This window comes from Vibrio owensii CAIM 1854 = LMG 25443, from assembly GCF_000817815.1.
In the GTDB taxonomy this organism is placed as follows: domain Bacteria; phylum Pseudomonadota; class Gammaproteobacteria; order Enterobacterales; family Vibrionaceae; genus Vibrio; species Vibrio owensii.
The window spans coordinates 78,421-96,094 of sequence record NZ_JPRD01000003.1; the positions used below are offsets into that span (position 1 = coordinate 78,421).

General features: G+C 45.8%; 15 protein-coding genes. 4 read left to right on the forward strand and 11 right to left on the reverse strand.

All coding sequences use genetic code 11. From position 1 onward, the window contains the following. Positions 1 to 3: 3 nt before the first annotated feature. A complete protein-coding gene (locus H735_RS00715; protein WP_020193906.1) occupies positions 4 to 855 on the forward strand; it encodes a hypothetical protein in 852 nt (283 codons plus the stop codon). A 64-nt stretch (positions 856 to 919) separates the two neighbouring features. Here H735_RS00715 and H735_RS00720 read toward each other — a convergent pair whose 3' ends face one another. Next, entirely contained in the window at positions 920 to 1,129 is a 210-nt protein-coding gene (locus H735_RS00720) for a DUF1127 domain-containing protein (protein WP_020193905.1), read from the reverse strand. A gap of 99 nt (positions 1,130 to 1,228) precedes the next feature. Here H735_RS00720 and H735_RS00725 point away from each other — a divergent pair, with 99 nt between their 5' ends. Beyond that, positions 1,229 to 2,158: a LysR substrate-binding domain-containing protein gene (locus tag H735_RS00725; protein WP_020193904.1), complete on the forward strand. Its 930-nt coding sequence runs from the start codon at positions 1,229 to 1,231 to the stop codon at positions 2,156 to 2,158. A 106-nt stretch (positions 2,159 to 2,264) separates the two neighbouring features. Here the strand turns inward: H735_RS00725 and fusA are convergent, their stop codons facing one another. After that, positions 2,265 to 4,355 (reverse strand): elongation factor G, encoded by a 2,091-nt coding sequence (gene fusA, locus H735_RS00730; RefSeq protein WP_005439525.1) that lies wholly within the window; start codon positions 4,353 to 4,355, stop codon positions 2,265 to 2,267. A 217-nt stretch (positions 4,356 to 4,572) separates the two neighbouring features. Then, entirely contained in the window at positions 4,573 to 5,952 is a 1,380-nt protein-coding gene (gene radA / locus H735_RS00735; RefSeq protein WP_020193903.1) for a DNA repair protein RadA, read from the reverse strand. Positions 5,953 to 6,102: 150 nt separating this feature from the next. Between radA and H735_RS00740 the strand changes: the two genes are divergently transcribed. Then, positions 6,103 to 8,451, forward strand: a complete 2,349-nt coding sequence (locus H735_RS00740; protein WP_020193902.1) for a PilZ domain-containing protein — start codon at positions 6,103 to 6,105, stop codon at positions 8,449 to 8,451. A 55-nt stretch (positions 8,452 to 8,506) separates the two neighbouring features. On the opposite strand, the gene serB is transcribed toward H735_RS00740, so the two are convergent. Continuing rightward, complete coding sequence (gene serB, locus H735_RS00745; protein WP_020193901.1) at positions 8,507 to 9,487, reverse strand: phosphoserine phosphatase; 981 nt, start codon at positions 9,485 to 9,487, stop codon at positions 8,507 to 8,509. Positions 9,488 to 9,578: 91 nt separating this feature from the next. Here serB and H735_RS00750 point away from each other — a divergent pair, with 91 nt between their 5' ends. Further along, complete coding sequence (locus tag H735_RS00750; RefSeq protein ID WP_027726522.1) at positions 9,579 to 10,184, forward strand: YtjB family periplasmic protein; 606 nt, start codon at positions 9,579 to 9,581, stop codon at positions 10,182 to 10,184. Between the two features lie 92 nt (positions 10,185 to 10,276). On the opposite strand, the gene deoD is transcribed toward H735_RS00750, so the two are convergent. The 7 genes from deoD to H735_RS31195 all read right to left on the reverse strand — a co-directional run bounded on the left by deoD (position 10,277) and on the right by H735_RS31195 (position 17,632). Beyond that, positions 10,277 to 10,996, reverse strand: coding sequence for a purine-nucleoside phosphorylase (deoD, locus tag H735_RS00755; protein WP_005439515.1), 720 nt, complete (start codon positions 10,994 to 10,996; stop codon positions 10,277 to 10,279). Positions 10,997 to 11,143: 147 nt separating this feature from the next. Further along, positions 11,144 to 12,364 carry a phosphopentomutase gene (locus H735_RS00760; RefSeq protein WP_020193899.1) on the reverse strand — a complete coding sequence of 407 codons (1,221 nt, stop codon included), beginning with the start codon at positions 12,362 to 12,364 and terminating at the stop codon, positions 11,144 to 11,146. 68 nt (positions 12,365 to 12,432) lie between these two features. Continuing rightward, positions 12,433 to 13,761: a thymidine phosphorylase gene (gene deoA, locus H735_RS00765; RefSeq protein WP_020193898.1), complete on the reverse strand. Its 1,329-nt coding sequence runs from the start codon at positions 13,759 to 13,761 to the stop codon at positions 12,433 to 12,435. Positions 13,762 to 13,859: 98 nt separating this feature from the next. Further along, positions 13,860 to 14,636, reverse strand: a complete 777-nt coding sequence (gene deoC / locus H735_RS00770) for a deoxyribose-phosphate aldolase (RefSeq protein WP_020193897.1) — start codon at positions 14,634 to 14,636, stop codon at positions 13,860 to 13,862. 580 nt (positions 14,637 to 15,216) lie between these two features. Then, positions 15,217 to 16,500, reverse strand: coding sequence for a NupC/NupG family nucleoside CNT transporter (locus tag H735_RS00775; protein WP_005431894.1), 1,284 nt, complete (start codon positions 16,498 to 16,500; stop codon positions 15,217 to 15,219). A gap of 204 nt (positions 16,501 to 16,704) precedes the next feature. Further along, positions 16,705 to 17,478: a TatD family hydrolase gene (locus H735_RS00780; protein ID WP_020193896.1), complete on the reverse strand. Its 774-nt coding sequence runs from the start codon at positions 17,476 to 17,478 to the stop codon at positions 16,705 to 16,707. Beyond that, a complete protein-coding gene (locus tag H735_RS31195; protein WP_020193895.1) occupies positions 17,465 to 17,632 on the reverse strand; it encodes a DUF5363 family protein in 168 nt (55 codons plus the stop codon). The genes H735_RS00780 and H735_RS31195 overlap by 14 nt, the downstream gene beginning before the upstream one ends. Between the last annotated feature and the right edge of the window lie 42 nt (positions 17,633 to 17,674).

Consider the following 17,674-nt stretch of genomic DNA (forward strand, 5'->3'; position numbering starts at 1 on the left):
ACCATGAAACACTTATTCAAACTCTCAGTGTTCGGTTTAGCCATGTTATCTCAACCAGTTTGGGCCGAATGCAGTGGCAAATGGACACTAAACGTTGACCGAAGTAACGTTGAATTTAAACGTGACTTAGGCGCTTACATTCCGGTTTATCTGGAGTTATCACGCGATATTCAGAGCTGTCGATTTCCTATGGCAATGGTCTCGGTCAACAACAAGCAATCAAGCTACTTAAGCTCCATTGGAACGAACTTGCCTCTGACCATTCTGGACAAAAACTTTCGGCAATTGAGTCACTTTCCAAATAAAGGGTTTCAACTGCCCTTGGATAATAGCCAAAGAACCAAGTTCTGGATAAAGGTTCCAGAGGCTAAAGTAGCAGCATCTGGCAACTACAACGGACTTCTGGAAGCATCTATTTCTTTAGACAGAAAACAAGAGACAAAAAATGCGAAAGTGAAACTCAAAGTGCCAGCGTTTGTGGCTTTCAACTCTGTACCAAACGCACCAAATCTACAGCGTTCTGGCAACTCAGGTTATCGTTTTCAGCTTGGCGATTTAGAATCTAACCGAACCTATCGCTCTGATTTCGATCTTCTTTCAAACTCAAATGTCAGGCTTGTGGTGAAACAAAAATATGGTGAACTGAAGCAGAAATCGGAGCCCTACATTACCATCCCATATACGTTGCGATTCAACAACGCTCTAGTAAACCAGCAATCGGTTTATACCTTCTCTAATAATGAGAATACCAAACGCTGGGGAGTGCCACTTGAAGTGACATTAGGCAATATCGACTTTGCCCGAGCCGGTAAATACCAAGATACGATAACGGTTGAAGTAAAAGCCATGCCTTAAAGGTGACACTATCGAATACAAAGCCAGCGTTAGATTACTCGCTGGCTTTTTGTTTAGCTAAAGTTCAATCCCGCCAAAACGGTTTCTGAATTTCCTTTTGGACTTCGGTTTCGTTGTAACCGATATCATCCAAAAGGTGGCGAGGTAACTCAGACAAATGACGTCGTGTACGGTAGTTCTTTCTCCATAGGGCTAACTTGGAAAAGATATACTGAACTAAACTCTTGCGTGGCTTCGACGCTAACTGGCCACAGGTTTGCGTTGCATTGTTCATATATCCTCCTCGATTCATTCACATTGACCACTTAATAATCAGTGAGTACCCTGCTATTCTCAAACGATAGAATCTGACACTGAGTTAAGGAAAACTAATGTGAAAGAACGTATGCCTCCGTTACAAGGGCTGTACTACTTCTACATCGCGGCAAAGGAAGGCAGTTTTAAAGCCGCTGCCAAATACTTATTTGTCACACCAGCCGCGATTAGTCAGCAGATACGTCAGTTGGAAGAGTTTCTCGGTACCGACTTATTTGTCCGCCAACATCGAAAGATACTCCTTACCGCAGAGGGGGATTTACTCTTTGCCCAAGCTGAGCGAGGATTCAACCACCTTCAGCAAGGTGTGCGATTGATTAACCAAGATCCCAACCCGAATCACCTCTCCATCTCTACGCTACCCTCTTTTGCACACCATTGGTTAGTACCAAGAATCACCGCTTTTCGGCAGCGTCACCCCGATATTTCTTTACTGATGGAGCCAACCAACGAGTTGGTGTCATTTCAAGACAGTCAGATAGACCTTTGCGTTCGCTATGGGCATGGCGACTATCCGAACCTTGAATCACAGTGGTTGATGGATGAAGTTTTCTACCCTGCTTGCCATCCGATTTACCAAAAAGAGCACGGCATCTACAGCGTTGAAGATTTAGATAAAGCAGAATTAATCGAAGACCTCTGGCCGGATTTAGACTGGAACTTGTGGCTCAATACACTAGGCCATAAAGCGGCGAAGCCAACCCTCAAATACAGTGGTTCACATTTGGTTTTAGAAGGCGCTTTGTCACTGCAAGGCGTAGCTTTGGTTAAGCACAGTTTGGCTTATCGATATATCCAAGAAGGAAAACTGGTAAGAATTGGAGACATAGGCATACAACCGAAATACGCGTATTACCTTTGTGCGCCAACCGGTTACTTAAAGCGCCAAAAAGCACAGCTGTTTAGCCAGTGGATAAAAGAAGAGATTGCTGATTTCGAACACAGTACTGTCCGAGATTTTGAAACGATTCAGTTAAAAGAAGAATAAAGTCAGTAATAGATGCAGGAAGGCCCCATAGATTGGGTTTACCGACAGACAGTAAAAAGCCCCGCACTAGGCGGGGCTTTGATGTCTTACAGAGTTAACTTAAGAATTACTTCTTAGCGTTACGCTCTTTAACGTCAGCAATTACTTGCTCAGCAACGTTGTTTGGACATGGCGAGTAGTGTGAGAACTCCATAGAGAACTGACCACGGCCAGAAGTCATAGTACGTAGAGTACCGATGTAACCGAACATTTCTGATAGAGGTACATCACCCTTGATACGTACGCCAGTAGTACCAGCTTGTTGATCTTTGATCATACCACGACGACGGTTAAGGTCACCGATTACGTCACCAACGTGATCTTCTGGAGTGAACACGTCAACTTTCATGATTGGCTCAAGAAGTTGCGCGCCAGCTTTAGGCATAGACTGACGGAATGCGCCTTTAGCAGCGATTTCGTAAGCGATAGCTGAAGAGTCAACTGCGTGGAAACCACCGTCGAATAGTTCAACTTCTACGTCTAGAGTTGGGAAGCCAGCTAGAACACCAGTTTCCATCATAGATGCGAAACCTTTCTCAACTGCAGGCCAGAATTCTTTAGGTACGTTACCACCAACAACTGTTGATTTGAACGTGAAGCCTGAACCAGTTTCACCTGGTTTGATACGGTAGTCGATCTTACCGAACTGACCAGAACCACCAGACTGCTTCTTGTGCGTGTAGCTGTCTTCGATTGCTTGAGTGATTGTTTCACGGTAAGCAACTTGAGGAGCACCTACTTCTAGCTCAACGCCGTAAGTACGTTTTAGGATATCTACTTTGATATCTAGGTGAAGTTCACCCATACCACGTAGGATAGTTTCGCCAGACTCTTCATCAGTCTCTACTTGGAATGATGGATCTTCTGCAACCATCTTACCGATCGCGATACCCATCTTCTCAGAACCGCCTTTATCTTTAGGCTTAACTGCGATAGAGATTACTGGATCTGGGAAGATCATTGGTTCTAGAGTACATTCGTGCTTAGGATCACATAGAGTGTGACCAGTTTGAACGTTCTTCATACCAACTACAGCGATGATGTCACCAGCTTGTGCTGAATCGATTTCGTTACGCTCGTCTGCGTGCATCTCAACCATACGGCCGATACGCTCAGTTTTACCAGTTGCAGAGTTAAGGATTGTGTCACCCTTCTTCATGCGGCCTGAGTAAACGCGGATAAACGTTAGAGCACCGAAACGGTCGTCCATGATCTTAAATGCAAGCGCTTTTAGCGGCTCGTTTTCAGATACAAGTGCAACTTCGCCAGTTGGTTCGCCAGTCTCTGGGTTAGTTAGAGGCTGAGGATCAACTTCTGTTGGTGATGGTAGGTAATCTACTACCGCGTCAAGAATAAGTTGGATACCTTTGTTCTTGTACGCTGAACCACAGTAAGTTGGGAAGAATGCTAGGTCACGTGTACCTTTACGGATACAACGTTTGATGTCTTCTAGAGATGGCTCTTCGCCTTCTTCTAGGTAAGCCATCATTAGATCTTCGTCTTGCTCTAGAGCAGTTTCGATTAGCATTTCACGGTATTCAGCCGCTTTCTCAACTAGATCAGCTGGGATGTCTTGAACTTCGTAGTTCTCTGGCTGGCCAGACTCGTCCCATACGTAAGCTTGTTGGCTTAGTACGTCAACAACACCTACGAAATCTTCTTCGATACCGATAGGTAGAGTCATTACTAGTGGAGTAGCACCTAGAACGTTTTGTACTTGGTCAACAACTTTGTAGAAGTCAGCGCCCATACGGTCTAGTTTGTTAACGAAGATCAGACGAGATACGTGTGATTCGTCAGCGTAACGCCAGTTAGTTTCTGACTGAGGCTCAACACCACCAGAACCACAGAATACACCGATACCACCGTCAAGTACTTTTAGAGAACGGTAAACTTCGATAGTGAAGTCAACGTGTCCAGGAGTATCGATGATGTTTAGACGGTGATCGTTCCAGAAACAAGTTGTTGCTGCAGACTGGATTGTGATACCACGCTCAGCTTCCTGCTCCATGAAGTCAGTAGTAGTTGAACCGTCGTGAGTGTCACCGATCTTATGGATCTTACCAGTTAGCTTTAGGATACGCTCTGTAGAGGTAGTTTTACCCGCGTCTACGTGAGCAAAAATACCAATGTTTCTGTATTTTGATAAATCAGTCATTGTCTTACTCTGTTAATAAGGTATAAAGTGCGCGCAGAGTATATCACATTCTGTCAATACTGATACCCTTGCGTGCGGATGGAAGAAAAAAAATTTTAACGTAAATTTTCCGTCCTCAAATAATAGTCAAACTTAGCAATTTGTGTGCTCTATTCGATAATAATGAGGACAGATTCAACATTATTGTTACCCCTTAAATTGGGGCACAAAATGGCGTTTACAACTCATCAAATGCTTCAATCGCTTCTGATAATTTTTTCACGCCGTGGATTTGCATACCAGGAATGCCACCTTTAGGCATATTTGCCGCAGGGACGATTGCTTTCTTAAAGCCATGCTTGAATGCTTCATTTAAGCGTTCTTGTCCACTTGGCACAGGGCGAATCTCACCCGCCAAGCCAACCTCACCAAATACGACCACATCTTTCGGTAATGGGCGATCGCGGAAGCTCGACAAAAGCGCCATAACTAACGCAAGGTCAGCACTGGTTTCTGTCACTTTTACGCCACCGACGACATTCACAAATACGTCTTGGTCAGTCATTTGAAGGCCACCGTGCTTATGCAGGACAGCAAGTAATAAAGAGAGGCGGTTTTGTTCCAAACCAACGGCAACACGACGAGGGTTGGCAAGTTGCGAATAATCCACCAGCGCTTGAATCTCTACTAATAGAGGGCGCGTGCCTTCCCATACCACCATAACAGAAGAACCCGAAGTTTCTTCTTCACCGCGGGAAAGGAAGATAGCCGATGGGTTGTTGACCTCTTTCAGTCCCTGTCCCGTCATGGCAAATACACCTAACTCATTCACTGCACCGAAACGGTTTTTGTGACTGCGAAGTGTACGGAAGCGACTATCGGTGCCACCATCGAGCAGCACAGAACAGTCAATAATATGCTCAAGCACTTTCGGGCCTGCAAGGGTACCATCTTTTGTTACGTGACCAACAATAAAGACGGCAACATTGTTTTGCTTTGCGTAGCGCGTCAAAGCGGTCGCTGACTCACGCACCTGCGCCACACTGCCCGGAGAAGACTGAACATCCGATACGTGCATTACCTGAATCGAGTCGATAACCATAATTCGAGGCTGCTCTTTCTCTGCGATTTGGCAGATTTTATCGACATTGGTCTCCGACAACATCTTTAGATGCTCTTTTGGTAAACCAAGACGAGAAGCACGCATCGCTACCTGCTGAAGGGATTCTTCACCCGTTACATAAAGCGTTGGCATTTGCGCTGAGAGTAAACACATGGTCTGCAATAGCAAGGTCGACTTACCTGCGCCTGGGTTACCACCGATCAGAATAGCAGCGCCGGGCACCACGCCCCCACCAAGCACGCGGTCGAGCTCTTTAAAGCCACTGGTGAATCGCGGTACTTCTTGCAGATCAATCTCAGACAGAGTTTGAACTTTTGATTCCGTTGCAGATCCTGCATAACCAGATAAGCGCTCGTTGCGCGCGACAGTTGGCGATGCCGCTATGCGAACTTCGGTAATCGTATTCCATGCACCACACGCATTACACTGCCCCTGCCAACGTGGGAAATCCGCGCCACAATCATTACAAACATACGCTCGTTTTGCTTTCGCCATGATGCCTCGATTTTTCTACACTCGGTTTTTTCAACAAATGTGACCAAACACAGCCATGTCTGACCTTATCGGACATGAACTATTGATATACTTAAGTTTTGCTTTGCTTAGCCGATATAATTCGAATAACGACATACTTTAACAGAAATAATGCAGCAATCTGAAATTCTCTCGCTCGCAGAACGACTCATCCCTGTTTATGGCACTGATGACTTTGACTTTGTCCTTGGTCAATTGACCGAGGGTGAACCGCCGTCAGCCAAAATCCTAGTTAAGATGGAACTCAACCGTGTCATGGCACCTTGTAAAAAGAGCATTGATTTACGAGGTCGAGTGAAAGGTGAATGTCGTGAATACCTATTAGATGGCATCCCGCATTGGTTGGATGACGTTGCTTTTAATGCTTACCACAAGAACCTGAAGAAGTTTGGCGCTTATACCGAAGGTATGTGGGAAGCCTTGGTCAACACGCGCAATAACTTCCGCGTGATGAGTAAAAACAATGGAAAAAGTGAAGAACAATCACTGACCGATCCGAAAAGCCCATTTCTGGCAGAACCTGTCCACCTTGGTTATGACCTAAAACGCCAAGAAAAGCGCTTAAAAGTACAATCTCAAGTCGAAATCATCCGCCCTAAAGGGCAAGTGATTCACGGTTTGAGTATCGATCTTTCCAGTTCAGGCGCAAAATTCAAGGTTCCAAGCGCTTTCAAATACAGTTTGGGCGAAGTCATCCAAGTCACTTTTACTGAGTTTGCTAGCAAATCTCAGGTTGTGGGCGTAGAAAAGCCAATCACTTATCGCGTCTTAACCGTGGACGATTGCTACGAAAATGATGCCGTTCGTTACTTAAGAACCATTCGTTTAACGGAAACGAATGTCGTTGCTCGTGTGATTGACGAAGCACTCAACAGCGCGGCAAAACGCGCTCGCCATGACAATCAAGATAAAATCATCCGTGCCCGCACGCGTGGTTATGAGCACATTGCACTCAAGCACACCAGTAACCTACCGCTGTTTTTCGAAGGCAGTGAACTCAAACTGGCAATGCTAACGCCAAACAACCAAAAGCTTTGGCAATACTGGCATGATGAACGTAACCAACAAGTGTTTGGTTCGCTATTCAATCCAAAGAGAATGGCTTCTCTGATTGCACCCGGCGTGAAAGGTGCAACGAACGTGTTGTATTCCTTCACTCATGAACATGAGAGCAAAACCTACTTCTATTCAATGCTGCGCCCAGAGGCAACCAGAGAACAACGTCAATTGTTCTGGCACCTAGGAGCAAAACGAGCAAGTTGGCGTGCTTTCCGTATCTCGATTTTCGAGCTGTCACAACAGGAGAAAGAAGACCTTGCAGCGTTTTCTTCTGAGTTGGCCGAAAGCTCGCAAAAGCTGACGCACGTTGGCATCTTGCAAGAAATTGCCGATGAAAAATCAGGCCAGGATTATTTGCTGACCGAAAAACCTCGTGTTCCTGCAAACACCTTGAATGAGTTTAGGCAACCAAGAAAAATCCTTGGTAATCCAAAAGGCATTTACTTCGATGCTCAATCTCGCCGTAAAGAACCACGCTACCGTTTTAAAACCCCTTTGGTTCTTGATACTGGTAACGCTAAAGCTGCTGGCTTTACCGCGGATATTTCTAAGCGAGGTTTAGGCCTCAGATTGGATGAACCTACCGCGCTGCGCTCAGGACAAGAAGTACGGATAAACTATAGAGAGTTACAACTCTACGATAAGAAGTTGCCACTTTCAGAGGTGCCTTACCGTGTCATTCGCGTTAGCCCTGATGGTCGAAGTGTCCAACTGGTGATTGATGAACAAAGCAAGACCATGAAAGTGATCGCTTTCTTCAACAGCATTATTGAGCACAACCAAGACAAACTGATCCCGCAGAAAGAGATGCTGCCAAGCAATGCGCTACTAGAAAGACTGCACAGTGTGTTGCTGTCACGAACGTTGAGCACGCCAATCTTCATCAGTAAAAACGCCGCTTCTTCAGTGAAGACCCCCGTAATTGGGGTGAACTTACCGTTGGCAAAACATATCGAGTTGTATGCTCGCCTTGGTCATAATCAGCAGTATTCTTTAGAGCCCCTTTTTAAAGGACGCTCAAACACATTAATTGCCGACCCAATAAAGCGTATTGATGGAGCACAGGCTCGACACCAAGACATTTATATTAGCGTAAGTAAAGTCGGCAATAAGATCACTGCTATTGAATCGAAAATGCAGCAAGACTTCGCCAGCGTCAAAGAGCGTATTCAGTTCATTAAGAAAGCGCGCATGATGGGCGAGTTTTACGCGACACGTATTTCAACGGCGCCGATCTTCGATCCGATGACATCATTGCTACGCCAAGACTTGAGCGACTTAACCCAATTTGGTGTTCATCAAGCGAGTAAGTTAGAAAAAGAGCTGACCGCCCTAGTTGGTTACAGCGAATTTGAGGACATTACTGAAGAAGTGATTGTTCGCTTAGAGCTAACGGAATAATAAAACACCGCCGAGATGGCGGTGTTTTTCTATGTTAATTTGGAAGAAGCTCCAGCTAAGGTTTCGCTTTCCAGCTGATTTTCTGCTGCTTAACCAAAGCGCCAGAAAGGATACACAGCACGCCACCAAGACCTGCAAATCGAACAGCGGTTTGCGCTTGCTCTTCAACTTTAGGTTTAGCGTGATATGCAACGCCTAGCCCTGCCGCAGCCATCATCACCAAATCGTTCGCGCCATCACCGACGGCAACAGTATTGTGTTGTTCGATTTCGTATTCTTCCGCAAGCTCAACCAAGATATCCGCTTTTATCTGAGCTGATACAACCTCACCCAGTACTTCACCGGTCAATTTACCATCCACGATTTCCAGTTGGTTAGACTGCGCAAAGTCCAATCCCACTTTGTCTTTGATGAAATCAGAGAAGTAAGTAAAACCACCCGAAGCAATGGCAGTCTTCCAGCCAAGCGCTTTAAACGTTGCAATCAGCGCTTCGAAATCTGGCATAAATGGTAGTTGGCCACGTACCTGTTCAAGAATGGCTTCATCGGCACCTTTCAGTTTACCCACACGTTGACGTAAGCTTTGTTCGAAATCCAACTCACCTTGCATGGCGCGCTCAGTCACTTCTGCAACTTCTTCGCCAACACCGGCCAGTTTGGCGATTTCATCAATACACTCGATTTGAATCGCGGTTGAGTCCATATCGAACACGATCAAACCCGGAGCAGAAAGATCTGGTACTTCCTGCAGAGAGGCGTAATCCAGATTTAGGCCTTTCAGAATGGTTTCATGCTCTGGTGTAAGGTTGCCCGCCATGAGAGCCACTTCATATTGACCAACTTTCCAAGTGTCTAAAATCGGGTTGTAGAAGCCAGTAAAGAAGTCGATGTCTTCGAAGTTGCGGGGCTCAAGATGTTCACCAAACACAATCCAATTCGCCTTGGCTTTATCGAGCTGTGTCGCGAAGCGAGTTTCGGGTAGTCGTTTTAAAAGAGTCGTATGCCTTCTGATAGGCAAGCTTTTTGACGCGTCCATGTATATAATCCCTTGTGACTTTGCTAAAACGTTACCTTAACAAGCTAAAAAGGCAAGTCTTTGTTTTGATTTGAATGGACGAGTAAAGAGCATGAGTGAATCCTTGTTCTCAGTAAGGAATGCCCTACGAATTCTGGCTTTGATCCTGTTATGTGTGATGCTTTTTGTCACCATTAAAAACAGTGTCGTGATCAGTAAGGGTAATGAGAAAATACAAGCACAACAGCTTGAAACCCTGACCAAAGTTTTGATCTCGCAGGCGTCCTTATCAGCCGGCGAGATGATCATCAATAAAGACCAAGAACGTCTACTCAAGCTCACTAACCAGCTTGCTCAAGACCGCTTGGTATTTGATGCAACCATTTATGATGCACAAGGTGTGCGCTTAGCATCGAGTGAAGAAGCATTGTCAGTACGTGAGGTGTTGGGATTAGATACCCCACTCGCGACCGCATCCATTGGCCGCCAACAGCTCGTTGAGCCAGTGTTGTCGGATGGCGCAGTGATTGGCTTTGTGCGAGTGACCTTTGAAACTGGTCGAGTCACCGCTATTTCTGATCACCACTACCGCAAGAGTGATCGCTACATGTACATGATGGTACTAATGAGCTTCGCGTGTGGCATGTTGTTCATCATGATTTTACGCAGACAACCGATCCGTCGTAAGAAAGGCGAAAACTTGTTGCTAACCAAGTAACTCGAAAAGCAAATTCCGAAAACAAAACAGCCCGCAACATGCGGGCTGTTTTTTTTATGCTGATAAGCAAAAGAATAGAAGACTGTTCGTCCTTATTCTTCGTCACCTAGCAATACTGAATCTAGTGCGATTAGCATCATGTCGTTGAACGTAGTTTGACGCTCTTCAGATGTCGTTTGCTCGCCAGTTTTGATGTGGTCAGAAACAGTACAGATAGTCAGAGCTTTCGCGCCGTACTCTGCTGCAACACCGTAGATACCAGCCGCTTCCATTTCAACACCTACGATGCCGTACTTGTCCATTACGTCGAACATTTCTGGATCTGGCGTGTAGAAAAGCTCTGCAGAGAATAGGTTACCTACTTTCACGTCTACGCCGCGAGCTTTTGCTGCTTCTTCTGCTGCACGAACCATTTTGTAGTCAGCGATAGCAGCAAAGTCATGACCTTTGAAGCGAATACGGTTCACTTTAGAGTCTGTACATGCGCCCATACCGATAACAACATCACGTACTTTGATGTCTTCGTTCACAGCGCCACAGCTACCTACACGGATCACTTTCTTCACGCCGAAGTCTTTGATCAGTTCAGTCACGTAGATTGAACAAGATGGGATACCCATACCGTGGCCCATTACTGAGATCTTACGACCTTTGTAAGTGCCTGTGTAACCAAACATATTACGAACGTCACACACTTGAACTACATCTTCAAGGAAAGTCTCTGCGATGTACTTTGCACGTAGCGGGTCACCCGGCATTAGAACGACGTCTGCGAAAGCACCCATTTCTGCGTTGATATGTGGAGTTGCCATGTTTCTTTTCCTTAACCTGTCTCTAGCGATCCGCACTGCTATCGGCGGCTTAAGCTAGAATATTCTCATTTCCGACAAGCAACATTTTCATGCTGCGAACATAAAACTAGGAGCAATCAAGCTCCTAGTTTTCAAAAACCTATCTAATTATAGGAAGTTCTTACCGTAATCCATTGGAGAAGTACCGAAGTAAGTCGCCAATGTTTGACCGATGTCTGCAAAGCTATCGCGACGGCCTAGTGAACCTGCTGGTACTTTCTTACCGTAAACAATCACTGGGATGTGCTCACGAGTGTGGTCTGTACCTGGCCATGTTGGGTCACAGCCGTGGTCTGCCGTTAGGATAAGCACATCGTCTTCTTCCATAATATCCAGCACTTCGTTGATGCGACCATCGAAGTACTCAAGTGCTGCTGCGTAACCTGCTACGTCACGACGGTGACCGTAAGCTGAGTCGAAATCTACAAAGTTAGTGAATACGATGGTGTTGTCGCCCGCTGCTTTGATTTGCTCTAGCGTTGCTTCGAACAATGCAGGGATACCTGTCGCTTTCACTTTCTTAGTGATGCCGCAGTTTGCGTAGATATCAGCAATCTTACCGATAGAAACCACGTTGCCTTGCTTCTCTTCAACAAGTTTCTGTAGAACCGTTGCTGATGGTGGCTCAACAGAAAGGTCACGACGGTTACCAGTACGCTCAAATTGACCTTTACCAGCACCAACGAATGGGCGCGCGATAACACGACCAATGTTGTAATCTTCTAGCTCTTCACGTGCGATTTGGCAAAGCTCTAGTAGACGGTCTAGACCGAAAGTCTCTTCGTGACATGCGATTTGGAATACAGAGTCAGCAGACGTGTAGAAGATTGGTTTGCCAGTCTTCATGTGCTCTTCACCAAGATCGTCAAGAACTTGAGTACCAGATGCGTGGCAGTTACCTAGGAAACCGTCAAGACCTGCACGCTCAAGAATGCGATCAGTCAGTTCTTTCGGGAAGCTGTTTGCTTTGTCAGTGAAGTAACCCCAATCAAACAGAACAGGCACACCTGCGATTTCCCAGTGACCAGACGGTGTGTCTTTACCTGAAGAAAGCTCTGCAGCGTGACCGTATGCACCGATGATTTCAGCGTCTGCGTCTAGGCCAGATGCGAAGCGACCTGTTGACTCTTTATGTGCCATTGCCAGACCAAGCTTAGATAGGTTTGGAAGACGAAGTGCGCCTTTACGCTGATCGTTATCCGCTAAGCCTTGCTCACACTGGTCAGCGATATGACCTAGTGTGTCTGAACCTACATCACCAAATTGCTCTGCATCTGCAGCTGCGCCGATGCCGAATGAGTCTAGTACTAAAATAAATGCTCTTTTCATTGCTCGTTCCTTAGGCCCACTCGGCCTCTTATTATGGTTGAGTAGGCCTTGTGTAATTACTTATTCGATTAAAGATCTTCTGCACGGATTTGACGGTAAACCTCTGGAGTTGGTGTGTACTCACCACCTACAGTGATTGCACTGCGAAGTGCTTTTGCTGCTTCTTCCCACTGCTCTTCAGTGCGAGCGTGGATAACCGCAAGAGGTTTGTCGCTATCTGCTACTTCACCAAGACGGATGAAGTTATCGAAACCAACCGCGTAGTCGATTTCATCTGTCGCAACGCGACGACCGCCGCCCATAGAAACCACAGCCATACCGATAGCGCGAGTATCCATCGCAGATACAACGCCCGTTTCTGTTGCGTATACTGGTTTGATGATTTCCGCTTTCTCTAGGTAATTTTCGTAGTTTTCTACGAAGTCCGCAGGACCACCTAGACCAGCGACCATCTTACCGAAGCACTCAGCCGCTTTGCCGTTATCTAGCGCTTCCATTAGTTTCGCACGCGCGTCTTCTGTGTTCTCAGCCAGTTTGCCAAGTACTAACATTTCAGCACATGAAGCCATAGTTACTTCAAGTAGACGAGGGTTACGGTATTCACCTGTTAGGAAACGAACCGCTTCGCGCACTTCCACTGCGTTACCCGCAGAAGATGCCAATACTTGGTTCATATCCGTTAGGATAGCGGTCGTCTTAGTGCCAGCACCGTTTGCTACCGCAACGATTGATTTAGCTAGCTCTTCAGACGCTTCGTAAGTTGGCATGAATGCGCCAGAACCTACTTTTACGTCCATTACTAGAGATTCAAGACCTGCAGCAAGCTTCTTCGATAAAATCGACGCCGTGATCAGTGAAATGTTATCTACTGTCGCTGTGATATCGCGAGTCGCGTAAACGCGCTTATCCGCTGGCGCTAGGTCACCAGTTTGACCGATGATCGCCACACCTGCGTCTTTGGTTACTTGACCAAATACGTCGTTTGTCGGAGTGATGTTGTAGCCCGGAATAGACTCAAGCTTATCCAACGTACCACCTGTATGGCCAAGACCACGACCAGAGATCATAGGTACGAAACCACCACATGCCGCCACCATTGGGCCAAGCATTAGAGAAGTCACGTCACCCACACCACCTGTAGAGTGTTTATCGACAATTGGGCCACCAAAGTTCATGTGGCTCCAATCGATAACCATACCTGAATCACGCATTGCACAGGTTAGTGCGATACGTTCTGGCATCGTCATTTCATTGAAGAAGATTGTCATAGCAAAAGCGGCGATCTGACCTTCAGATACACTGTTGTTTGCTACGCCTTGAATAAAGAAGTTGATTTCGTCGGCTGTTAGAACTTCGCCGTCACGTTTTTTACGGATAATTTCTTGTGGTAAATACATTAGTGCCTCCCAAGCTCATTTTGAGCCATGGTATAAGTAGGATAGAAGAGGTTTGGTAGCACCAAAGCTGGTGCTACCGTTCAGACGTATTGTTGGAATTAGTACGCTGTTGGATCAGCGACTTCGTCCGATACTTCTAATGTATTTAGTAGGTTTGTTAGCAGGCTAGACGCACCGAAACGGTAGTGACGAGCATCAACCCAGTTGTCACCTAGGATTTCGTCAGCCATTGCTAGGTATGCCGCTGCATCTTCAGCAGTACGCACACCACCTGCAGGTTTGAAACCAACAGTTTCTGCAACACCCATGTCACGAATAACTTCAAGCATCATGCGAGCGTATTCTGGTGTTGCGTTTACTGGCACTTTACCAGTTGAAGTTTTAATGAAGTCAGCACCTGCTTCGATACAGATTTGAGATGCTTTCTTGATTAGTGCTTCTTCTTTAAGTTCACCTGTTTCGACGATCACTTTAAGAAGAATGTCACCACAAGCTTCTTTACATTGCTTAACTAGTTCGAAGCCAACTTTCTCATCACCCGCCATTAGAGCGCGGTATGGGAAAACTACGTCTACTTCGTCTGCACCGTAAGCAACCGCCGCTTTTGTTTCAGCAACTGCGATTTCGATATCGTCGTTACCGTGTGGGAAGTTCGTTACCGTTGCGATACGAACTTCTGGCGTACCTTGCTCACGAAGTGTCTTCTTAGCAATAGGAATAAAGCGAGGGTAAATACAGATTGCAGCTGTGTTGCCTACTGCTGATTTCGCGTCATGACATAGTGAGATCACTTTTGCATCAGTGTCGTCATCATTCAGCGTAGTTAGGTCCATAAGTTTTAGTGCACGTAGCGCTGCTGCTTTTAAATCGCTCATTTCTATCTCCGATCAATATTCAAAAAATTCACTACTCAGCCTCACATCACTTCTCTAACTATAATCAACAAGTCGAGACAGTGTGAGAAATTGGCTAAACAGTCTATTAATGAACGGACTTGGTTCCCTGAAGACTCGGCATATACAGCGAATAATTCATATGCCAATTGCTATCCTTGTCACCGCACAGTACCAGTTTGGCCTATGGCACAACAATCTATGATTGCGGTGTCTTTAATATCACATCAAACAATAAAACTCTTGCTAGATTTGATATTGAGGGCAAATCATTTGCCCATCGAGTATGTAGTATTCATGGAGTGATTAAGTAATAACCTTAACCGCTATCCTGTGATTACTACATTATAGAGTTTCACCGCAAAACTGTAGCACCAAATAGAGCGCAAACGGTTTGTATCTCAAAATTTCCCAGCCCCTATTCCACCGACTGCGTAAGCTACTCACGTAGACCTACGTGCGGTTAATTTTTTAGGCCCGAAAAACGAAAAATGCCCCGCAGCAATCTCTTGCTACAGGGCATGATTTAAAACGGCGTCTATATATTAAGAACCGATTCTAATTAAAGTGCTGCAAGGCTAAGGCAGAAGCCTGCAATAGTCGCTGCCATTAGGTTAGACAACGTACCAGCAAGAACTGCTTTAATACCCATGCGAGCGATATCTGAACGACGGTTTGGTGCAAGGCTACCTAGACCACCAAGTAGAATCGCGATAGAAGAAAGGTTCGCGAAGCCACATAGTGCGAATGAGATGATAGCTGTTGTCTTCTCAGACATTACTTCACCAGTTGCCGCAACTACTTGAGCGCCTTCACCTAGGTAAGGTGTGAAGTTCAAGTATGCAACGAATTCGTTGATTACTAGTTTCTGACCGATGAATGAACCAGCAACAACTGCTTCGTCCCATGGAACACCGATTAGGAATGCTAGTGGAGAGAACGCGTAACCTAGGATAAGTTCTAGTGTTAGTTCAGGCATACCGAACCAACCACCGATGCCACCTAGCATACCGTTGATAAGAGCAATAAGACCTACGAACGCGATTAGCATTGCACCAACGTTTAGTGCTAGTTGTAGACCAGAAGCCGCACCGCCCGCTGCTGCGTCGATTACGTTAGCTGGCTTGTCGTCGCCACCGTCCATTGCTTCTTCGATGTCTTCGTGAGGCTGGTCAGTCTCTGGGTGAAGAATCTTAGCGAATAGTAGACCACCTGGTGCTGCCATGAATGATGCAGCTACTAGGTACTCTAGAGGAACACCCATTGAAGCGTAACCTGCTAGTACACCACCAGCTACAGATGCTAGACCACCACACATTACCGCGAATAGCTCAGATTGAGTCATTTTTGGTACGAATGGACGAACAACTAGAGGTGCTTCAGTTTGACCTACGAAAATGTTAGCTGCTGCAGACATTGATTCCGCACGAGAAGTGCCAAGCGCTTTTTGTAGTGCACCACCAAGAATCTTGATAACCCACTGCATTACGCCAATGTAGTAAAGAACTGAAATCAGTGCAGAGAAGAAGATCAGTGTAGGAAGAACGCGGAATGCGAAGATGAAGCCGCCGCCGCCGAATACTTCGAACATCTTGTCAGAAACAAGACCACCGAATAGGAAAGATGAACCATCGTTACCGTAGTTGATAACGTTAGAAACACCAGTAGAGAAACCGTTTAGTAGATCACGGCCCCAAGGTACGTAAAGAACAAATGCACCAAGGATGAATTGGATAGCAAATGCGCCACCCACAGTTCTAAAGTTGATAGCTTTGCGGTTAGATGAGAATGCAAATGCAATAGCAAGAAGCACTACCATACCGACTAGGCTCATAAACAGGCTCATAGTTTATGACTTCCTTATAAGTTATTTATTGGCGTGTTACAAAATGGAGCTATAAAGCGGGGGCAATTATACTCATGCAGAATCAATTAAAGTAATGCCACCCTCACACTTTCTTATAAGATTCATCACTGATTCACTCCCGTTTGTGAGTTGCCTCACAATAAGAAGGGAAACGTTTTCGCTTTTAAACACCATCTTTAGATTTTATTCACATATAAAGAAGGCAGAATTGCTATTTTCCCATAGCTGAGAGGCAATCGATTGCTTGCTTTCTGTATGCAACAGAGAGAGCTCATTCAATACATGAATCAGTTTTGAAGGGTGATTAGGCTCGCCCTGATAGCCAAGTATAGGCATATCCGGAGCGTCCGTTTCTAAAACGATATTCTCAAGTGATATTCTTTGAATCGCGTCGCGAGTTTTATTAGCTCGTGGGTAAGTAATTGTGCCCCCGACTCCGATAAGAAAACCTAATCGAATCCATTCCATTGCTTGCTGATAACTGCCAGAGAACGCGTGCAATACGCCACCTTTAGGAAGCTTGGCAGCTTTGACCAGTTGGATGAGACGATTATGTGCTTTTCGGCTGTGTAAAATAACGGGCAGATCGAACCGTCTTGCCAGTTCGAATTGCAATTCAAGTGCCTGCTCTTGAAGCTCGACAGGCACATCTATTGCGAAGTCCAAACCGCACTCCCCTATCGCAACGCATTGTCGATTGGGTGAGGAAAGTAACGATTCCAGTTCTAGGGCAAACTGCTCAAACTCTGGTTGTAGAAAATAGGGGTGAAAACCCAGCGCGTAATAAAGGTGAGAGTATTGATTGGCCAGCTCTTGAATACGAGCCCAATTACTCGGCCCGACAGAAGGAATCAAGATACGCTCGACCCCTTGCTCACGAGCGAGGTCAACTTGGAGAGCAAAATCCTCTTGAAACACATCAAAGTCGAAATGGCAGTGGGTATCAAACAGCTTCATTGTTTGGTTTCTCTTGCTCTGCTTTTTTAGCAGGCTCGTCTTCATGAACTGGGTCTTGTTTATACGGCACACAACTGCGCTTTTGATCAGGCGTCAGCCCCATCTCTTTACACCAATCGTCGTAACGCTTGAGTCCTTTCTTAAACCAGTTCATTGCAACCTCTTCTGTTTAACAAACAAAAACCGAGTTTCACCA

What these genes read in the sequence shown, in the direction of transcription:
- radA (WP_020193903.1), bottom strand. Translation starts at nt 5,952, where the DNA reads ATGGCGAAAGCAAAACGAGCGTATGTTTGTAATGATTGTGGCGCGGAT.
- H735_RS00720 (WP_020193905.1), bottom strand. Translation starts at nt 1,129, where the DNA reads ATGAACAATGCAACGCAAACCTGTGGCCAGTTAGCGTCGAAGCCACGC.
- deoD (WP_005439515.1), bottom strand. Translation starts at nt 10,996, where the DNA reads ATGGCAACTCCACATATCAACGCAGAAATGGGTGCTTTCGCAGACGTC.
- H735_RS00750 (WP_027726522.1), top strand. Translation starts at nt 9,579, where the DNA reads ATGAGTGAATCCTTGTTCTCAGTAAGGAATGCCCTACGAATTCTGGCT.
- H735_RS00715 (WP_020193906.1), top strand. Translation starts at nt 4, where the DNA reads ATGAAACACTTATTCAAACTCTCAGTGTTCGGTTTAGCCATGTTATCT.
- H735_RS00780 (WP_020193896.1), bottom strand. Translation starts at nt 17,478, where the DNA reads ATGAAGCTGTTTGATACCCACTGCCATTTCGACTTTGATGTGTTTCAA.
- deoA (WP_020193898.1), bottom strand. Translation starts at nt 13,761, where the DNA reads ATGTATTTACCACAAGAAATTATCCGTAAAAAACGTGACGGCGAAGTT.
- deoC (WP_020193897.1), bottom strand. Translation starts at nt 14,636, where the DNA reads ATGAGCGATTTAAAAGCAGCAGCGCTACGTGCACTAAAACTTATGGAC.
- serB (WP_020193901.1), bottom strand. Translation starts at nt 9,487, where the DNA reads ATGGACGCGTCAAAAAGCTTGCCTATCAGAAGGCATACGACTCTTTTA.
- fusA (WP_005439525.1), bottom strand. Translation starts at nt 4,355, where the DNA reads ATGACTGATTTATCAAAATACAGAAACATTGGTATTTTTGCTCACGTA.
- H735_RS00760 (WP_020193899.1), bottom strand. Translation starts at nt 12,364, where the DNA reads ATGAAAAGAGCATTTATTTTAGTACTAGACTCATTCGGCATCGGCGCA.
- H735_RS00775 (WP_005431894.1), bottom strand. Translation starts at nt 16,500, where the DNA reads ATGAGCCTGTTTATGAGCCTAGTCGGTATGGTAGTGCTTCTTGCTATT.
- H735_RS31195 (WP_020193895.1), bottom strand. Translation starts at nt 17,632, where the DNA reads ATGAACTGGTTTAAGAAAGGACTCAAGCGTTACGACGATTGGTGTAAA.
- H735_RS00740 (WP_020193902.1), top strand. Translation starts at nt 6,103, where the DNA reads ATGCAGCAATCTGAAATTCTCTCGCTCGCAGAACGACTCATCCCTGTT.